Source organism: Amycolatopsis nalaikhensis (genome assembly GCF_030264295.1).
Lineage (GTDB): Bacteria > Actinomycetota > Actinomycetes > Mycobacteriales > Pseudonocardiaceae > Amycolatopsis > Amycolatopsis nalaikhensis.
Window position 1 is genome coordinate 10,110,740 of sequence record NZ_CP127173.1, and the last position, 16,205, is coordinate 10,126,944.

Below are 16,205 nucleotides of genomic sequence, written 5' to 3' on the forward strand. Positions count from 1 at the left end.
CGGCGCCGCGCGCGCCCCCACGGGTGGGCTGAAGGGGACGTTCATCGCGTCACACGCGCTGAAGGGGACTTTCCTCGCATCTGATGCGAGGAAAGTCCCCTTCAGCTCGCGGAAAGGTGGGCCGCGATCCGGTGCGCGGCGGCCTCCGCGGTCGCGACGCAGGCGGGCAGCCCGACACCGTGCAGCGTCGCCCCGGCGATCGCCAGCCCCGGGATCTCCGCGACGGCCTTCTCGATCCGCTCGACCCGCTCGAGGTGCCCGGCGCCGTACTGCGGGAGACCGCCGCCCCACCGCGTCACCAGCGTCTCGATCGGCGCCGCCGTGATGCCCGTCAGCCGCGCGAGGTCGTCGCGGACCACGCGGACCAGCTCGACGTCGTCGGCGCGCAGCGCGCCGGGTTCGCCGAACCGGCCGACCGAGCCGCGGACCAGCACCGGGCCCGTGCCGAGGTGCGCCCACTTCCGCGAAGAGAACGTGAACGCCTTCGCCGCGTACGGCTTGCCCGCGGCGTCGCACTCGCCCTGCCCGATGAGGATCCCCGACGCGTCGGGCAGCGGTGTGCCGGGCGGCAACGCCAGCGCGACGACGGCCATCGACGCCAGCTCGACCTCGCCGAACGCCGCCGACGCCGCGGGCACCAGGTCGGCCAGGAGCCGCCGCGCCGAGGGCGCCGGGACCGCGAGGACGACCGCGTCGGCCTCCACCGTGTTGTCCGCGGGCGCGTGCGCGGTCGGGGCCGCGCCGATGCGCAGCCGCCAACCCGCGCCGTGCCGCGTGAGCTCGCACACCGGCAGCCCGGTCCGCACGTCGGCGCCGGACAGCTCGGTGAGCCGGTCGATCACCGTGCCCAGGCCACCGGGCACCGTGCCGAACACCGGAGCCGTCCCCGGTGAAGCGGGCAGCTGTGCCTTCGCGGCCGCCGTCAGCGAACCGGCGCCCGCGGCCACCGCCGCGGCCAGGCCCGGCATGGTCGCGCGCAGGCCGAGACCGTCCGCGCCACCCGCGTAGACCCCGCCGAGCAGCGGGTCGACGAGCCGGTCGACCAGCTCGTCACCGAACCGTTCGCGCAGCAATGGCCCCAGTGGCAGGTCCCCGCTCGGCAAGCGCAGTTCGGGCAGCGACGGCTCGGCCTCGACGGCCCGGCGCCCCGCCTCCGACAGCACCCCGGCGACTGATTCGGCCGACGCCGGGACGCCCATGATGGTGCCCGGCGGCAGCCCGGTGACGCTGCCACCGGCGTGGATCTTCGCGCGGGCCTTCGTCGGGTTGACGACGTCGAGCCCGATCTCGCCGACGAGCCCGAGCATCTCGGGACGGCGGACCAGGAAGGCTTCCGCGCCGACGTCGTAGGGCACGCCGGCCAGCTCGGCCGTGCGCAGCTTGCCGCCCGGGGTCTTCGTCTTCTCGAAGACGGTGATCTCGGCCTCGGGGCCGAGCAGGCGCCGCAGGCGGTAGGCCGCGGTCAGCCCGGAAACGCCGCCCCCGACGACCGCGACGCGCTTCACAGCTCGTGCACCAGCCCGACCACGCGGGTCAGCACGTCGGGGTCGACACCCGGCAGCACGCCGTGGCCCAGGTTGAAGATGTGGCCGTCGGCCGCCTTGCCCTCTTCGACGATCCGGCGGACCTCCGCTTCGAGCACCGGCCACGACGCGTGCAGCAGCGCCGGGTCGAGGTTGCCCTGCACGACGGCCTTGCCGCCGAGGCGCCGCACGGCTTCGTCGAGGGGGATGCGCCAGTCGACGCCGACGACGTCGGCGCCCGCGTCGCGCATCGCGACCAGCAGCTCGCCGGTGCCGACGCCGAAGTGGATGCGCGGCACGCCGTACTCCGCGACCCCGGCGAGGACCTTCGTCGAGTGCGGCAGGACGAACTCGCGGTAATCCCGCTCGGACAGCGCACCCGCCCAGGAGTCGAACAGCTGGACCGCGTCGACCCCGGCGTCGAGCTGGGCGCGCAGGAACGTCAGCGCGGTGTCGGCCAGGCGATCGGCCAGCTCGTGCCAGAGCTCCGGCGACGAGTGCATCAGGGCCTTGGTGTGCTCGTGGTTGCGGCTCGGCCCGCCCTCGATGAGGTAGCTGGCCAGCGTGAACGGCGCGCCCGCGAAGCCGATGAGCGGCGTCTCGCCGAGGCGCTCGACCAGCAGCCCGACGCCGTCGGCGACCTTCGAGACCTGCTCGGCCGCCAGCTCCGGCAGCGCCTTGACGGCGGCGAGGTCGCGCACCGGCGCCGCGACCACCGGGCCGGTGCCGGGGACGATGTCGATGTCGACACCCGCGGCCTTGAGCGGCACGACGATGTCGCTGAAGAGGATCGCGGCGTCGACACCGTGGCGGTGGACCGGCTGCAGCGTGATCTCGGCGAGCATCTCGGGGTCGAAACAGGCGTCGAGCATCGGGACGCCCTCGCGCAGCGCGCGGTACTCGGGCAGCGAGCGGCCGGCCTGGCGCATGAACCAGACGGGCGTGCGGGCCGGGCGTTCGCCGCGCGCGGCGGCCAGGAACGGGGCTTCGGGCAGCTCGCGGCGGCCGGACGGGGCGGCTTGCTGCGGCAGGGGCGTGGTCGGAGACATCGCCGTCAATCGTGCCACGAGCCGGGGACGGTGCTTCCATCGGCGCGCCTGCGCCCGCAACGGGCCGTGTCCGCCCTAAAGTCGGTGCGTGACCGCGATGACGCCAGTGCCCGAACTCTTCCGCGAAGCAGTCGCGGCGCTGCAGTCCGTCCGGCCCCGCCGGGAGGTGCTGCTGGAGCCGATGCGCCCGCCGCAGCGGCTCGCGCCGTGGTCGTACGCGGTCAGCTGCGAGGTGTCCGGCCCCGCGGACGTGCTGGCTTCGGGCCGGCTGGTCCTGCTGCACGACCCGGACGGCCAGGACGGCTGGGACGGCGTGCTCCGCCTCGTCATGTACGTGCGCGCGGAGCTGGACCGCGAGCTGGCGACCGACCCGTTCCTGCCCGCGGTGGGCTGGTCGTGGCTGACCGACGCGCTGGAGGTGTCGGGCGCGAGCTGGAAGGCGCTGGGCGGCACGGTGACCGAGACGTCGTCGGCCCGCTTCGGCGACATCTCCGGGCCCGCCCGGACCGACGACCTGGAGCTGCGGGCGTCTTGGACGCCGACGGACGCCGGGCTGCTGCCCCACGGGCAGGCCTTCTGCCAGGTGATGGCCAGCGTCGTGGGCCTGCCGCCGGTCGGCGTGACCCTCTTCGGGCAGCGCCAGAGCTCCTGACCCGGCGCGCCGCCCGCTCCCCCTCCCCTCGGCGCCCAAGACGTCGCGAATGACTCATTCGCGACGTCGGTGGTCCCGAATGAGTCATTCGCGACCTCCCGGCGGCGGGCGTTCGGGCGATCGTCGGCAACGAAACGGCAACGGCGAGGCGCGACCGCCCGGCCCCGGCGCGGCACCTTGTCCGGATGTGAGCAAAATTCACGTCCACTGAACGCCGTCCAACCCAACGGGAACCGCCGATCGGCCGCAAGCGCCCCGCTGCGCGGGCGGAATGGTCCGGACAACGGCAGACCCCGGCGGACCACCCACGCCGTTCCTGAGGCCGTTTCACGTCTCGCGACGTGCCCCCGTTCGTGAGATGACCCGGTCACGCACCGCTACAAGATCAACTCGGCGTTCCCGGCCCGGAGATCAGCCCCGGGCGACACGGACAGTCACCGTTCCGAGGTTCGCAGCGGCCCGCGACGGCCACCGAGCGAAGTTGATCATGCCCCGGCCGGAGCCACATTCCGGCGGCCGCGGGCCCCCATCCGGACCCCCGTCACTAGGCGCACCGGAAGCTGCACACCTCATCTGCACGGCCATTTGGACGCCGGTAACTTCTTAGCATCGTGTTCGCTGGGCTATCCGTTAACAACCCGCCGTGTACTAGCCCGATCGTGTTACGACGAACCCACTGAGTGACTGTTCGTTTGAGATAGATACCCATTCGATCCCCCCGCAACGGCCCTCGGGCGGCTACAGTGCCTTCGACGACACCACTTTCGGTCTAAAGCTGGCGCGGCTGAACGGCCGAAGGTCCCGGTGCCGGTCGGGGGGCACGACCGACTCCAGGGAGGTAGTGACGTGGCTACCGTCGGCTTATCTCAGGCCGTCCGATCCACGCCAGCCGGCGCGTTGCCGGCGAGCATGGTTCCGCACCCGCGGGAAGAGCTCTTTTCCGTGTTGGTGGTCGATGACCACCCGCTGTTGAGGGAGGCAATCGCAGCAAGACTCGCACAGATGGGTGCGGGCACCGTCCACGAGGCCGCCACGGTGGCCGAGGCGAGGGCGCGAGCACAGGCCACCGGGCCTTGTGACCTCGCGATCCTCGATCTCGGACTGCCGGACGGCAGCGGCATCGAGCTGGTCACGGAACTCCGTAGCCACGGCTGGCCGCGCGTGGTGGTACTCGCATCCTCGGACGACCCGTACGCGGTCCGCTCGGCCTTCCAGGCCGGGGCCCAGGCGTACCTGCTGAAGTCGGCGTCGCCGGTCGTGGTGACCGACGGCGTGCGGCGCGTGCTCGAGGGCGGCGTCTACGCCGACCCGAGCGTGGCTCCGGTGCTGGCCACCGGGACCCGCGTCGCGGGCACCGACAACACCCCGCGCGAGCTGTCCGCTCGTGAGGTGGAGGTGCTCCAGCTGGTCGCCGACGGGCAGTCCAACAAGGAGATCGGCGAGGAGCTATCGCTCTCCGCCCTCACCGTCAAGTCCCACCTGTCCCGGATCGGGCGCAAGCTCGGCACGGGCGACCGGGCCCAGATGGTGGCGCTGGCCATGCGGGCCGGCGTGATCCGCTGACGCAAGCGAACAGCCCTGCGGGGCGGGCAGACCAGGCGCGGTATGCCCGTCCCGTAGGGTCGTCATCCATGGGAAGTGCAGAGGCCGAGGACACCGGGATGGAGATCGAGTCCACGGGCGGCCCTGTGCTGCTACGCGAACCCGCCGAGGGCACGCCCCCGGTGGTCACTGATTCAGACGCGCTCGCCGAAGCGTGCGCGAGACTCGCCGCGGGCACCGGCGCGGTCGCCGTCGACACCGAACGCGCGTCCGGCTACCGGTACTGGCCCAAGGCCTACCTCGTGCAGCTGCGCCGCGAGGGTTCCGGCACAGTGCTGATCGACCCGATCGCCCTGGCCGACGACCTCCAGCCGCTGCGCGAAGTCCTCAACGACCTGGAGTGGGTGCTGCACGCGGCCTCCCAGGACCTCCCCTGCCTCGCCGAGCTGGACCTGCGCCCGGCGGCGCTGTTCGACACCGAGCTGGCCGGACGGCTGGCGGGCTACGAGCGCGTGGCGCTGGGGACGCTCGTCGAGCTCCTGCTGGGCTACACGCTCGAGAAGGGGCACAGCGCGGCGGACTGGTCGAAGCGGCCGCTGCCGGTCGACTGGCTCAACTACGCGGCCCTCGACGTCGAGCTGCTCATCCAGCTGCGCGAAAAGCTGGAGGCGGAGCTGGGCGCCCAGGGCAAGCTGGAGTGGGCGCGGCAGGAGTTCGAGTTCGTGCGGACGGCCCCGCCGCCCGCCCCGCGCGCCGAGCCGTGGCGCCGGACGTCCGGGGTGCACAAGATCCGCAACCCGCGCGGCCTGGCGGCGGTCCGCGAGCTGTGGCAGGCCCGCGACGAGCTGGCCCGCAAGCGCGACCGCGCGCCGAGCCGCATCCTCCCGGACAGCGCGATCATCAACGCGGTGACGGCGGACCCGAAGACGGTCGAGGAGCTGCAGGCGCTGCCGGTGTTCAGCGGCCGGGTCCAGCGCAAGTACACGGCGAGCTGGCTGCGCCACCTGCAAGCGGCCCGCGCGCTCCCGAGTTCGGAGCTGCCATCGCCATCGCAGCCGACGGACGGCCCGCCCCCGGTGAACCGCTGGGCGGACAAGGACCCGGACGCGGCGGCCCGCCTGTCGGCGGCCCGGGCGGCGCTGACGGCGATCGCCGAGGACCGGCGCCTGCCGGTGGAGAACCTGCTGCTGCCGGATTTGGTCCGCAGGACGTGCTGGCGGCCCCCGGCGGAAACGGACGAGGACTCGGTGGCGGAGACCCTGCGGGCGGGTGGAGCCAGGCCGTGGCAGGTGGAACTGACGGCGGCGGTCCTGAGCAAGGCCCTGCAGACGACGGCTTCCTGAGGTTCCTCGGCGACCGGCCGGCCTCCAGCAAGCCACCCACCGCGGAACCAGGGCTCAGCTCGCCGCCCAGCGGCGGCGGCCGGGCCACCCGCGACCAAGCCGCCCACCGAGTGCGAGCCGCCTCAGCCCGCCGCCTCGCGGGCCGCCTCCAAGGACTCCGCCGCCCTCAGCGTCTCCGGGTGACCGCCGCCGAGCACCTGCTCGAACCCCTCCACCGCATACCCGTACGCCTCCACCGCATCAGCCCACTCCCCTCGGCGAAAGTGCACCCGCGCCACCACCGCCTGCGCCCGGACCAGCTCCGGATACCCCGGCGGCCACGGCGCGGCAGCCAGCGCGGCCCGCGCGTAATGGTCCGCGTCCGCCAACCGGTCCGTCTCCGCCAAAGTGCGGCTCAACACCACCCGCGCCTCCCACGTCAACCCGTCGTCGGGCCCCGGATGCACGACCCGAGCCGCCACGACAGCCGACGCCTCCGCCGCCGCGTCCTCGAACTCGCCCGCGAGCAGCAACCCGTACGCCAGCCACAGCCGAGCCGACGAGACGTCACCCGAGCCCGCCGCCAGCTGGGCGCGCATGCCCTCGATCAGCGGGCCGGGGGCACCCAGCTCCGCCTGGATCCGCCAGCGCACGACCTGGACCACTTCCGCCCACTCGGGTGGCGCCGCCCGCAGCGTCTCCTCGGCCTCGTCGTACCTCGCCAGCGAAACCTGCGACCGGGCGAGGTCGTAAGTCACGTCCGCGCCGCCCACCGCCCGGCACGCCTCGATCGCCTCGGCGTAACGCCCGGCGTCGGCCAGCGCCACCGCGATCGCGTGCCCGCACTGCGCGACCGACTCGTCGTCCGGCCCCCGCACGTACGCGTACGCCGCCCGGACCGACGAGTACAGCTGCACCGCCTCCTCCACCCGCCCGGTCTGCGAGCAGCGCACGGCGATGAGGTACCACGTCGCCAGCGTCGCGCGGTGCCGCTCGCCGAGGACGCGGCTCTGGTCCGCCACCAGCGCCCGCAGCCACGCCTCCGCCCCCGGGTCGCGCAGCTCCGTGAGCCGGTCCGCGATCTGCGCCCGCAAGTCGAGCGACGTCAGGTCGTCCTGGCGGCGACGTCGCTGCAACTTCGCGCTCAGCCAAGCGATCTCGCCCCGCAGCCGGTCGGGCGCGGGCATCACTCGGTCAGCGTGGCGAGCAGCGTGTGCGCCTCGGCGCGGAACTCGTCCGACGGCTCGGGCAGCCCGACGAGCCGCACCACCCCGTCGGCGCCTTCTCGCACGTGGGCCTCGACGTCCAGGGCCGGGTCGTCGCGGCGGATCACCGCGATGCTCTCCACCAAGCCGAACACCAGGTCCGTCCGGGTCGCCGCCGCCTCCGCGGGCACGCCCGTCGCCGCCACCAGGCGGCCGTACGCCGCCTTCAGCTCCGCCCGCTCCGTGCGGAACCGGGCCAAGTTGGGCGACGCCACCTCCGGCAGCAGGTACAACGCGCCCAGGTTGTGCCGGGCCCCGCCGAGCAACCCGATGTCCGCGTACGCCAGCGCCCACAACCGGACCGCCGCCGGGGCCGAGCCCGCCACCAGCCGCGCCGCCAACGCCAACGACGGCCGGACCGTCTCGGCCAGCAACGCCGCGAGGATGTCTTCCTTCGCCGGGAAGTGGTAGTAGAGCGACGCCTGACGCAACCCCGCCCGTTCGGCGATCGCGCGCGTCGTCGTCGCCGCATAGCCGGCTCCGGTGAACAGCTCGCCCGCCGCGTCGAGCACCGCTTGGCGCGCGTCCGGCCGGTTCGCCGCCGCTCCGCTCGCCCTGGGCCTGCCGACCCCCGCCCCTTTGACCACGGGCGTGATCTTGCCAGGTCCGCCGCCCGCACACCCGCACGGAGGTGCGGTTACGCCCGGATGTCGGTGTTGACGGCCCGTCGGCACCTCCGTTAACGAGCCCCTAACGCGCTGGAGATCACCGCGTCGTGACGGCGACTTAATTTCTGTCGAGCGACAGAAACCAAGGAGCCCCCATGTCAGCACCCGACGAACTCGCCCCGTTCGGCTACCGTCAAAGCTCGCCGGTCGCTGGGCGGGTTCTCCGCCTTCGCCGCCGGCTTCTCCTTCGTCTCGATCCTCACCACCGTCTTCCAGCTCTTCGGCTTCGGTTACACCTTCGGCGGCCCGCTCTTCTTCTGGACGTGGCCGGTCGTCCTCGGCGGCCAGCTGCTCGTCGCCCTGGTCTTCGCCGAGCTGGCCGCGCGCTACCCGCTCGCCGGATCCGTGTACCAGTGGGCGAAACAGCTCAGCCGCGGCTTCCTCGGCTGGCTCGCCGGCTGGATGATGCTGCTCGGCTGCGTCGTCGCTCTCGCCGCCGCCGCGATCGCGCTGCAGGTCGTGCTGCCGTCCGTCTGGGACGGCTTCCAGCTCGTCGGTGGCGACCCCTCGGTGACGTCGCCGACCGGCGCGGCCAACGCCGTCCTGCTCGGCACGCTGCTGCTCGTCTTCACCACCGCCGTCAACGCCGGCGGGGTGCGCCTGATGGCCCGGATCAACGACGTCGGCGTCGCGGCCGAACTGCTCGGCGTCCTCGTCCTCATCACCGGGCTGGGCCTCTTCGCCGTCCGCGGGCCCCAGGTCGTCCTGCACGACGCCCCGGGCACGAGCGCCGGGATCGGCGGCGTGCTCGCTTCGGCGCTCATGGCCGCGTACGTCCTCTACGGCTTCGACACCGCCGCGTCGGTCGCCGAAGAAACCAAGGACGCGCGAAGGACGGCGCCGCGAGCGGTGTTGCGCGCCGTGCTCGTCTCCGGGATCGGCGGGCTGGCCGTCGTCGTCACCGCGCTGATGGCCGCGCCGAGCCTCACCGACGGGCAGCTCGCCGGGCACGGCCTGCCGTACGTGATCACCGCCGTCTTCGGCGACACCCTCGGCCGGATCTTCCTCGCCGACGTCGCGATCGCCGTCGTCGTCTGCACCCTCACCATCCAGACCGGCACCGTCCGGCTGGTCTACGCCATGGCCCGCGACGGCGCGCTGCCCGGCTCGTCCCGGCTCTCGTCGGTCAGCCTCCGCACCGGGACACCGGTCGCGCCCGCGCTGCTGTCCGGCGCGCTCGCCATCGCCCTGCTGCTGCTCAACGTCGGCAACCCGAGGCTGTTCAGCACGATCACCGGGACGTCGGTGGTGGTCGTCTACCTGGCCTACCTGCTGGTCACCGGGCCGCTGCTGGTGAAGCGGCTCCGCGGGCGGTTCCCCGCCGAGCCCGGCCGGTTCTCGTTGGGACGCTGGGGTGTTCCGCTGAACGGGGCAGCCGTGCTTTACGGAATCGCCATGATCGTCAACATCGCCTGGCCCCGCGCGGAGATCTACGACCTGGGCGGTTCGGGCTCCCCCTGGATGTTGCTGTTCCCGATAGAGTTCGTCGGCGGCGCACTGGTGATCGGCTGGCTCTGCTGGCTGCGGCTGCGCCCCGCTCCCGCCCTCGAACCCGCGATCTGAGAGGACGTCCATGAGCACCACCGCCACCACCTACGGCGCCCGGAACCACGCCCGGGCCCAGGCCGGCACCGTGGTCGAAACGATGCCGTCGATCCCGGCGAGCACGTGGCCGTCACCGCCCCCCGGCGTCGCTCCCGAGGCGCTGACCTGGGCGGAGACCGTGGCCGGGGGCGGCTACACGCACAAGGTCCTGGCCCGCGGCACGCGGCTGCGGCTGACCGACGTCGACGGCGACGCCTGCGCGCACCTGCTGCTGTTCAACGCCGACCAGCCGTGGGAGCGGCTGAACGTCGCCGACACGGTCAAGGTCCAGTGGAACGCCTACCTCGGCGAGAAGGTGGCGTTGCTGTCGGATCAGGCCCGCGTGCTCGCCACGATCGTCGGCGACGAGAGCGGACGGCACGACGCCTTGTGCGGGACGTCCACTGTGGACGGCAACACCGAGCGCTACGGCGACGGCTCCCCGCAGGGCCCCTCCCCCGCCGGGCTGGCGCTGTTCACCTTGGCGGGGGCCAAGAACGGCCTGGGCCCGCGCGACCTCCCGCCGAGCCTCTCGTTCTTCCAGGGCGTGCGGGTCCAGCGTGAAGGCGGGCTGGAGTTCACCGGTTCCGCGGGTGCCGGGAAGTCCGTCGACCTGCGGATCGAGATCCCGTCGGTGGTGCTGATCGCCAACGTGCCGCACCCGGTCGACCCGCGCCCGGACTACTCCGCGACGAAGCTCGAAGTGCTCGCCTGGCGCGACCACCCGTCCACCCCGGACAGTCCGGAATGGACGCACACGCCGGAGGCCCAGCGTGCCTTCGAGAACACCGCCGACTACCTGACCGCCCGGGGGATCGCATGAGCACGGCGTACGAGTCCCAGCTGGAGATCAGCTACGACGTCCCCGCGCGCGCCCCGTTCTCGACGGTGCTCAAGCAGGGCCAGGAGCTGACGATCGTCGACCTGGGCGGCAACCAGGCCGTCGACTTCCTCTGCTACGACGCGAACGACACCTCGAAGCGCTACAGCGCCGCCGCCACGATCGCCGCGCAGCGCACCATCTTCCTCACCACCGGCAGCGTCCTGCGCACCCAGGAAGGCGCGCCGCTGCTCACCGTCGTCGCCGACACCTGCGGGCGCCACGACACGATCGGCGGCGCCTGCAGCAAGGAGTCCAACAGCCTCCGCTACGGCCAGCACACCCGGTTCCAGCACGCCTGCGTCGAGAACTTCCTCAGCGAAGGCGCGAAGTGGGGGCTCGGCAAGCGCGACCTGGTCAGCAACGTCAACTGGTACATGAACGTGCCGGTCGAGGAAGACGGCACGCTCGGCATCGTCGACGGGATCTCCGCCCCGGGCCTCGAAGTCCGGCTCCGCGCCGAGACCGACGTGCTGGTCCTCGTGTCGAACTGCCCGCAGATCAACAACCCCTGCAACGGCTTCGACCCGACGCCGGTCCGGATGGTCGTCACGTCCCCCGGAGGCAGGGCGTGAGGCTGCTCGTCGCCAACCGCGGCGAGATCGCCGTCCGGATCCTGCGCAGCGCCCGCGAACTGGGCCTCGAAACCGTCGCCGTGTACTCCGACGCCGACCGCCTCGCCCCGCACGTGCGCCTGGCCGACCGGGCCGTGCGGCTCGGCCCGGCCCCGGCCGCGGAGAGCTACCTCCGCGCCGACGCGATCATCGCCGCCGCGCTGGAAACCAGCTGCGACGCCGTGCACCCCGGCTACGGGTTCCTGTCCGAGGACGCGGCGTTCGCGCGGGCCTGCGAGGACGCCGGGATCGCGTTCGCCGGGCCGTCGCCCGAGCACCTGGAGGTGTTCGGCAGCAAGCACACCGCGCGCGAGGCGGCCATCGCGGCGGGCGTGCCGCTGCTGGCGGGCACCGGCCTGCTGTCCGATGTGGACGAGGCGCTCGCCCGCGCGGACGACATCGGCTACCCGGTGATGCTCAAGGCGACCGGCGGCGGGGGCGGCATCGGGATGCGCGCGTGCGCGTCGCCGGACGAGCTGCGCGCCGCCTGGGAGACCGTCCGCAGCGTCGCGGCCAAGAGCTTCGCCAGCTCCGGGGTCTTCCTGGAGCGCCTGGTGACGCGCGCCCGGCACGTCGAGGTCCAGGTGTTCGGCGACGGCCTCGGCGAGGTGCTGGCCCTGGGCACGCGGGACTGCTCGCTGCAGCGGCGCAACCAGAAGGTCGTCGAGGAGTGCCCGGCACCGGACCTCCCGGAAGACGTCCGGAAGGAGCTGGTCGACTCGGCCGTCGCGCTGTGCTCGTCGGTGCGCTACCGCTCGGCGGGCACCGTCGAGTACGTCTACGACCCCGAGCGCGGCGAGGCCGCGTTCCTCGAGGTCAACACGCGGCTCCAGGTCGAGCACCCGGTCACCGAAGCCGTCTACGGCGTCGACCTCGTCGCCTGGATGCTGCGGCTCGCCCAGGGCGACCGCGCGATGTTCCGCGCGGTGCCGGTGCCGCGCGGCCACGCCGTCGAAGCCCGCGTGTACGCCGAAGACCCGAGCGCCGGGCACCGGCCGAGCGCGGGTCTCGTCACCCGCGTCACGCTGCCCGAAGGCACCCGCGTGGACACCTGGGTCGAGGCGGGCACGACCGTCACCACGCACTACGACCCGTTGCTGGCCAAGGTGATCTGCACCGGCACCGACCGCGCGGACGCGCTCGCGAACCTGCGAGCGGCCTTGGCGACGACCCGGGTCGACGGCGTACGGACCAACCTCGGGCAGCTGCGCGCGGCGGCGGCCGACGCCGCGTTCGGCGCCGCCCGGCACGACACGTCCACTCTGGACGACATCGAGGACGCCGAACCGCGGCTCGACGTCGTCCGCGGCGGCACGATGACCACCGTGCAGGACTGGCCGGGCCGCACCGGCTTCTGGCACGTCGGGGTGCCGCCGAGCGGTCCGATGGACGACCTTTCGCTGTGCCTGGGCAACCTCGCGCTGGGCAACCCCGAAGGCGCGCCCGGCCTGGAGTGCACTGTGGACGGCGTGGCCCTGCGGTTCTCGCACGCCACCCAGGTGTGCGTCACCGGCGCGCCGACGACGGTGCTCGTCGACGGCGCCGAAGTTCCCCTGTGGACGCCCGTCGAGGTGCCCGCGGGCGCCACGCTCGACGTCCGGGCGTGCACGGCCGGGCTGCGCAGCTACGTGCTGGTCCGCGGCGGCGTCGACGTGCCGGAGTTCCTCGGCAGCGCGGCGACGTTCACCCTGGGCGGGTTCGGCGGCCACGGCGGCCGTGCCCTGGCCGCGGGCGACGTCCTGCGGCCCGGCGCGGCGCCCGCGGATCCGGTCGTCGGCCCGGTGCCGGTCGCGGACCGGCCGGTGTTCGCTCCCCAGTGGACGATCGGCGCGCTCGAAGGGCCGCACGCGGCCCCGGAGTTCTTCACCCCCGAAGACGTCGACACGTTCTACGCCACCGACTGGCAGGTGCACTTCAACTCGGCGCGCACCGGCGTGCGGCTGGTCGGGCCGCGGCCGCGGTGGGCGCGCGCGGACGGCGGCGAGGCGGGCCTGCACCCGTCGAACATCCACGACACGCCGTACGCGATCGGCGCCGTCGACTACACCGGTGACCTGCCGATCCTGCTCGGCCCGGACGGCCCCAGCCTGGGCGGGTTCGTCTGCCCGGCCACGGTCGCGACCGGCGAGCGATGGAAGCTCGGGCAGCTGCGGCCGGGCGACACCGTGCGGTTCGTCCCGATCGACGCCGACCACGCGGCGGCGCTGCGACGGCGGCCCGCGTCGGCCGTGACGTCCACGAGGGACGCCCGGCACGACGGCGGCGTCCTCGCGCGACTGCCCGCTTCGGACGCCGAGCCGTCGGTGACCTACCGCCGCAGCGGCGACGACAACCTGCTCGTCGAGTACGGCGAGATGAAGCTCGACCTGGCGCTGCGGATGCGGGTGCACGCGCTCGCCGAGCGGCTGGCCGCCGAGGGCGTGCCGGGGATCGTCGACCTGACGCCGGGCATCCGGTCGCTGCAGGTGCACGTCGACCCGGACGCGCTGCCGGTCGGCAAGGCGCTCGGGCTGGTGCGCGAGCTGGAGCGGGACCTGCCGCCGACGCACGACCTCGTCGTGCCGAGCCGCAGCGTCCGGCTGCCGCTGTCGTGGGACGACCCGGCCACGCGCGAGGCGATCGAGCGGTACATGACCGGCGTGCGCGACGACGCGCCGTGGTGCCCGTGGAACATCGAGTTCATCCGGCGGGTGAACGGCCTGTCCAGTGTGGACGAGGTATACCGGACCGTGTTCGATGCGGAGTACCTCGTGCTCGGCCTCGGCGACGTCTACCTCGGCGCGCCGGTGGCGACGCCGCTCGACCCGCGCCACCGCCTGGTGACCACGAAGTACAACCCGGCGCGGACGTGGACGGCGGAGAACTCCGTCGGCATCGGCGGCGCCTACCTCTGCATCTACGGCATGGAAGGGCCGGGCGGCTACCAGTTCGTCGGGCGGACCGTGCAGGTGTGGAACAGCTGGCGCGGCGGGAACCAGCCGTGGAACCTGCGCTTCTTCGACCGGATCTCCTGGTACCCCGTGTCGGCCGAGGAACTGCTGGACCTGCGGGCGCGGAGCGCGTCCGGGCAGCTGGAAATCGACACGACCGAGGGCACGTTCGCGTTGGCGGACTACCAGAAGTTCCTGGCGGACAACGCGGACAGCATCGCGGAGTTCCGGGCGACGCAGTCCGCGGCGTTCGAGGCGGAGCGGCGGGCGTGGGCCGCGGCCGGTGAGTTCGACCCGAAGCCGGAGCCGGTCACCCGGCCGCCCGCGCGGGTCGAGGCGCCTCCGGGCGGGCACGTCGTGGAGGCGCCGTTCGCCGCGACGGTGTGGCGGGTCGACGTCACCGCGGGCGAACGCGTCGAGGACGCGCAGTCCCTGGTGACGCTGGAGGCGATGAAGACCGAGGCGCGGATCCCCGCGCCGGCGGGCGGAGAGGTGGTCGAAGTGCTCGTGTCCCCCGGTGACCAGGTCGCCCCCGGAACCCCGTTGGTGGTGCTGGGATGAACGTCGCCGTCGAGCGGGTGCGGGCCGCCTACCGCCGGATCGAGCAGGTGGACCGGCCGGAGATCTGGATCGACCTGCGGCCCGAGGCCGACGTCGTTGCCGAGGCCGCCGCGCTGGAAGAACGCGGGTCGCCGCTCTACGGCAAGGTCGTCGCGGTCAAGGGCAACATCGACGTCGCGGGCCTGCCGACGACGGCGGGCTGCCCGGCCTACGCCTCCAAGCCGGAGGCCGACGCGCCGGTCGTCGCGCGGCTGCGGGCGGCCGGGGCGCTGGTGCTCGGCACGACCAACCTCGACCAGTTCGCGACCGGGCTGGTCGGGACGCGCAGCCCGTACGGCGCGGTCCGCAACGCGGTCGACCCGGCGTACGTCTCGGGCGGGTCCAGTTCCGGTTCGGCGGTGGCGGTCGCCCTGGGCATCGCGGACTTGGCCCTGGGCACCGACACCGCGGGTTCGGGCCGGGTTCCGGCGGCGTTCAACGGGATCGTCGGGCTCAAGCCGACCCCGGGGCTGCTGCCGACCGAGGGTGTCGTGCCCGCGTGCGCGAGCATCGACTGCGTGTCGCTGTTCGCGCGGACGGTCGAGGAGGCGGCGTTCGCGCTGACCTGCCTGGCCGAGCCCGCGCAGGTCCACACGGGACGGTTCCGGCTCGGCGTGCCGTCCCCGGACCAGCTGGGGCCGTTGGCACCCGGCTGGGCGGAGGCGTTCGCGGCCGCGATCGAGGACTACGCCGCGGCGGGCGCCGAAGTGACCACAGTGGACATCTCGGCGTTCCTGGACGCGGCTCGGCTGCTCTACGGCGGCGCGTTCGTCGCCGAGCGGTACACGGCGGTCGGCGAATTCCTCGACGCGCACCCGGACGACTGCGACCCGGTGGTGCACGGCATCATCACCGCGGGCCGCGAGATCCGCGCGCACCAGCTGTTCGCCGACCAGGCGGCGCTGGCCGGGCTGCGGGCCGAGGCAGTGGCCGCGCTGGCGGGCGTCGACGCGCTGCTGGTGCCGACCACCACCGAGCACCCCACGATCGCCGAGGTGGCCGCGGACCCGGTCGCGGTCAACGCGCGGCTGGGCCGGTTCACGAACTCGACCAACCTGTTCGGGCTGTCCGCGCTGGCGGTCCCGGCGGGCACGGTCGACGGGCGCCCGTTCGGCGTGATGCTGGTCGGCGCCCCGCACGACGACCTGAAGCTGGCGGCGCTGGCGGAACTGCGGGCCGAAAGGATCCCGATCGTGGTGGTCGGCGCCCACCTGCGCGGGCAGCCGCTGAACCACGAGCTGACGTCCCGGGGCGGCCGGTTCGTCGCGGCGGTGTCGACGGCCGCGTCCTACCGGCTGTTCGCGTTGGACACGGTGCCGCCGAAGCCCGGGTTGGTGCGGGTGTCCGACGGCGGGGTTTCGATCGCCGCGGAGGTGTGGGAGCTGCCGGTGCGCGGTTTCGGCGAGTTCGTCTCGAAGATCCCGGCGCCGCTGGCGATCGGGAAGGTGGTGCTGGCGGACGGCTCGTCGGTGTCCGGTTTCCTGTGCGAACCGGCGGCGACCGAAGGCGCGGAGGACATCTCGGCGAAGGGCGGCTGGCTGGCGCACGTGGGCGCGCGGTAAACCGGTTGCGCCAC

General features: G+C 73.5%; 11 protein-coding genes and 1 pseudogene. 8 read left to right on the forward strand and 4 right to left on the reverse strand.

The window, feature by feature from the left end; all coding sequences use genetic code 11:
* Positions 1-101: 101 nt before the first annotated feature.
* Together hemG and hemE are read right to left on the reverse strand one after the other, a co-directional pair.
* Positions 102-1,505 carry a protoporphyrinogen oxidase gene (gene hemG, locus QP939_RS49135; protein ID WP_285453843.1) on the reverse strand — a complete coding sequence of 468 codons (1,404 nt, stop codon included), beginning with the start codon at positions 1,503-1,505 and terminating at the stop codon, positions 102-104.
* Complete coding sequence (gene hemE, locus QP939_RS49140) at positions 1,502-2,572, reverse strand: uroporphyrinogen decarboxylase (protein WP_285453844.1); 1,071 nt, start codon at positions 2,570-2,572, stop codon at positions 1,502-1,504. Before hemE ends, hemG begins: the two co-directional genes overlap by 4 nt.
* 88 nt (positions 2,573-2,660) lie before the next feature.
* Here hemE and QP939_RS49145 point away from each other — a divergent pair, with 88 nt between their 5' ends.
* From QP939_RS49145 to QP939_RS49155, 3 genes are all read left to right on the forward strand, one after another.
* Positions 2,661-3,224, forward strand: a complete 564-nt coding sequence (locus QP939_RS49145; protein ID WP_285453845.1) for a DUF3000 domain-containing protein — start codon at positions 2,661-2,663, stop codon at positions 3,222-3,224.
* An 846-nt stretch (positions 3,225-4,070) separates the two neighbouring features.
* Positions 4,071-4,787 (forward strand): response regulator transcription factor, encoded by a 717-nt coding sequence (locus QP939_RS49150; RefSeq protein ID WP_033291604.1) that lies wholly within the window; start codon positions 4,071-4,073, stop codon positions 4,785-4,787.
* 98 nt (positions 4,788-4,885) lie between these two features.
* Positions 4,886-6,109 (forward strand): HRDC domain-containing protein, encoded by a 1,224-nt coding sequence (locus tag QP939_RS49155; RefSeq protein WP_434219696.1) that lies wholly within the window; start codon positions 4,886-4,888, stop codon positions 6,107-6,109.
* Between the two features lie 122 nt (positions 6,110-6,231).
* On the opposite strand, the gene QP939_RS49160 is transcribed toward QP939_RS49155, so the two are convergent.
* Both QP939_RS49160 and QP939_RS49165 read right to left on the reverse strand, forming a co-directional pair.
* Complete coding sequence (locus QP939_RS49160; protein WP_285453847.1) at positions 6,232-7,275, reverse strand: tetratricopeptide repeat protein; 1,044 nt, start codon at positions 7,273-7,275, stop codon at positions 6,232-6,234.
* Positions 7,275-7,940 (reverse strand): TetR/AcrR family transcriptional regulator, encoded by a 666-nt coding sequence (locus tag QP939_RS49165; protein WP_285453848.1) that lies wholly within the window; start codon positions 7,938-7,940, stop codon positions 7,275-7,277. Before QP939_RS49165 ends, QP939_RS49160 begins: the two co-directional genes overlap by 1 nt.
* Before the next feature lie 176 nt (positions 7,941-8,116).
* On the opposite strand from QP939_RS49165, the pseudogene QP939_RS49170 reads away from it, so the two are divergent.
* The 5 genes and pseudogenes from QP939_RS49170 to QP939_RS49190 all read left to right on the forward strand — a co-directional run bounded on the left by QP939_RS49170 (position 8,117) and on the right by QP939_RS49190 (position 16,191).
* Positions 8,117-9,584, forward strand: a pseudogene (locus QP939_RS49170) (amino acid permease).
* Between the two features lie 10 nt (positions 9,585-9,594).
* Positions 9,595-10,428, forward strand: a complete 834-nt coding sequence (locus QP939_RS49175; RefSeq protein WP_285453849.1) for an urea amidolyase associated protein UAAP1 — start codon at positions 9,595-9,597, stop codon at positions 10,426-10,428.
* Entirely contained in the window at positions 10,425-11,060 is a 636-nt protein-coding gene (locus tag QP939_RS49180) for an urea amidolyase associated protein UAAP2 (protein ID WP_285453850.1), read from the forward strand. Before QP939_RS49175 ends, QP939_RS49180 begins: the two co-directional genes overlap by 4 nt.
* Positions 11,057-14,590 carry an urea carboxylase gene (gene uca / locus QP939_RS49185; protein WP_285453851.1) on the forward strand — a complete coding sequence of 1,178 codons (3,534 nt, stop codon included), beginning with the start codon at positions 11,057-11,059 and terminating at the stop codon, positions 14,588-14,590. Before QP939_RS49180 ends, uca begins: the two co-directional genes overlap by 4 nt.
* On the forward strand, positions 14,587-16,191 hold the full coding sequence (locus tag QP939_RS49190; protein WP_285453852.1) for an allophanate hydrolase: 1,605 nt from the start codon (positions 14,587-14,589) through the stop codon (positions 16,189-16,191). Before uca ends, QP939_RS49190 begins: the two co-directional genes overlap by 4 nt.
* The last annotated feature ends 14 nt before the right edge of the window (positions 16,192-16,205 follow it).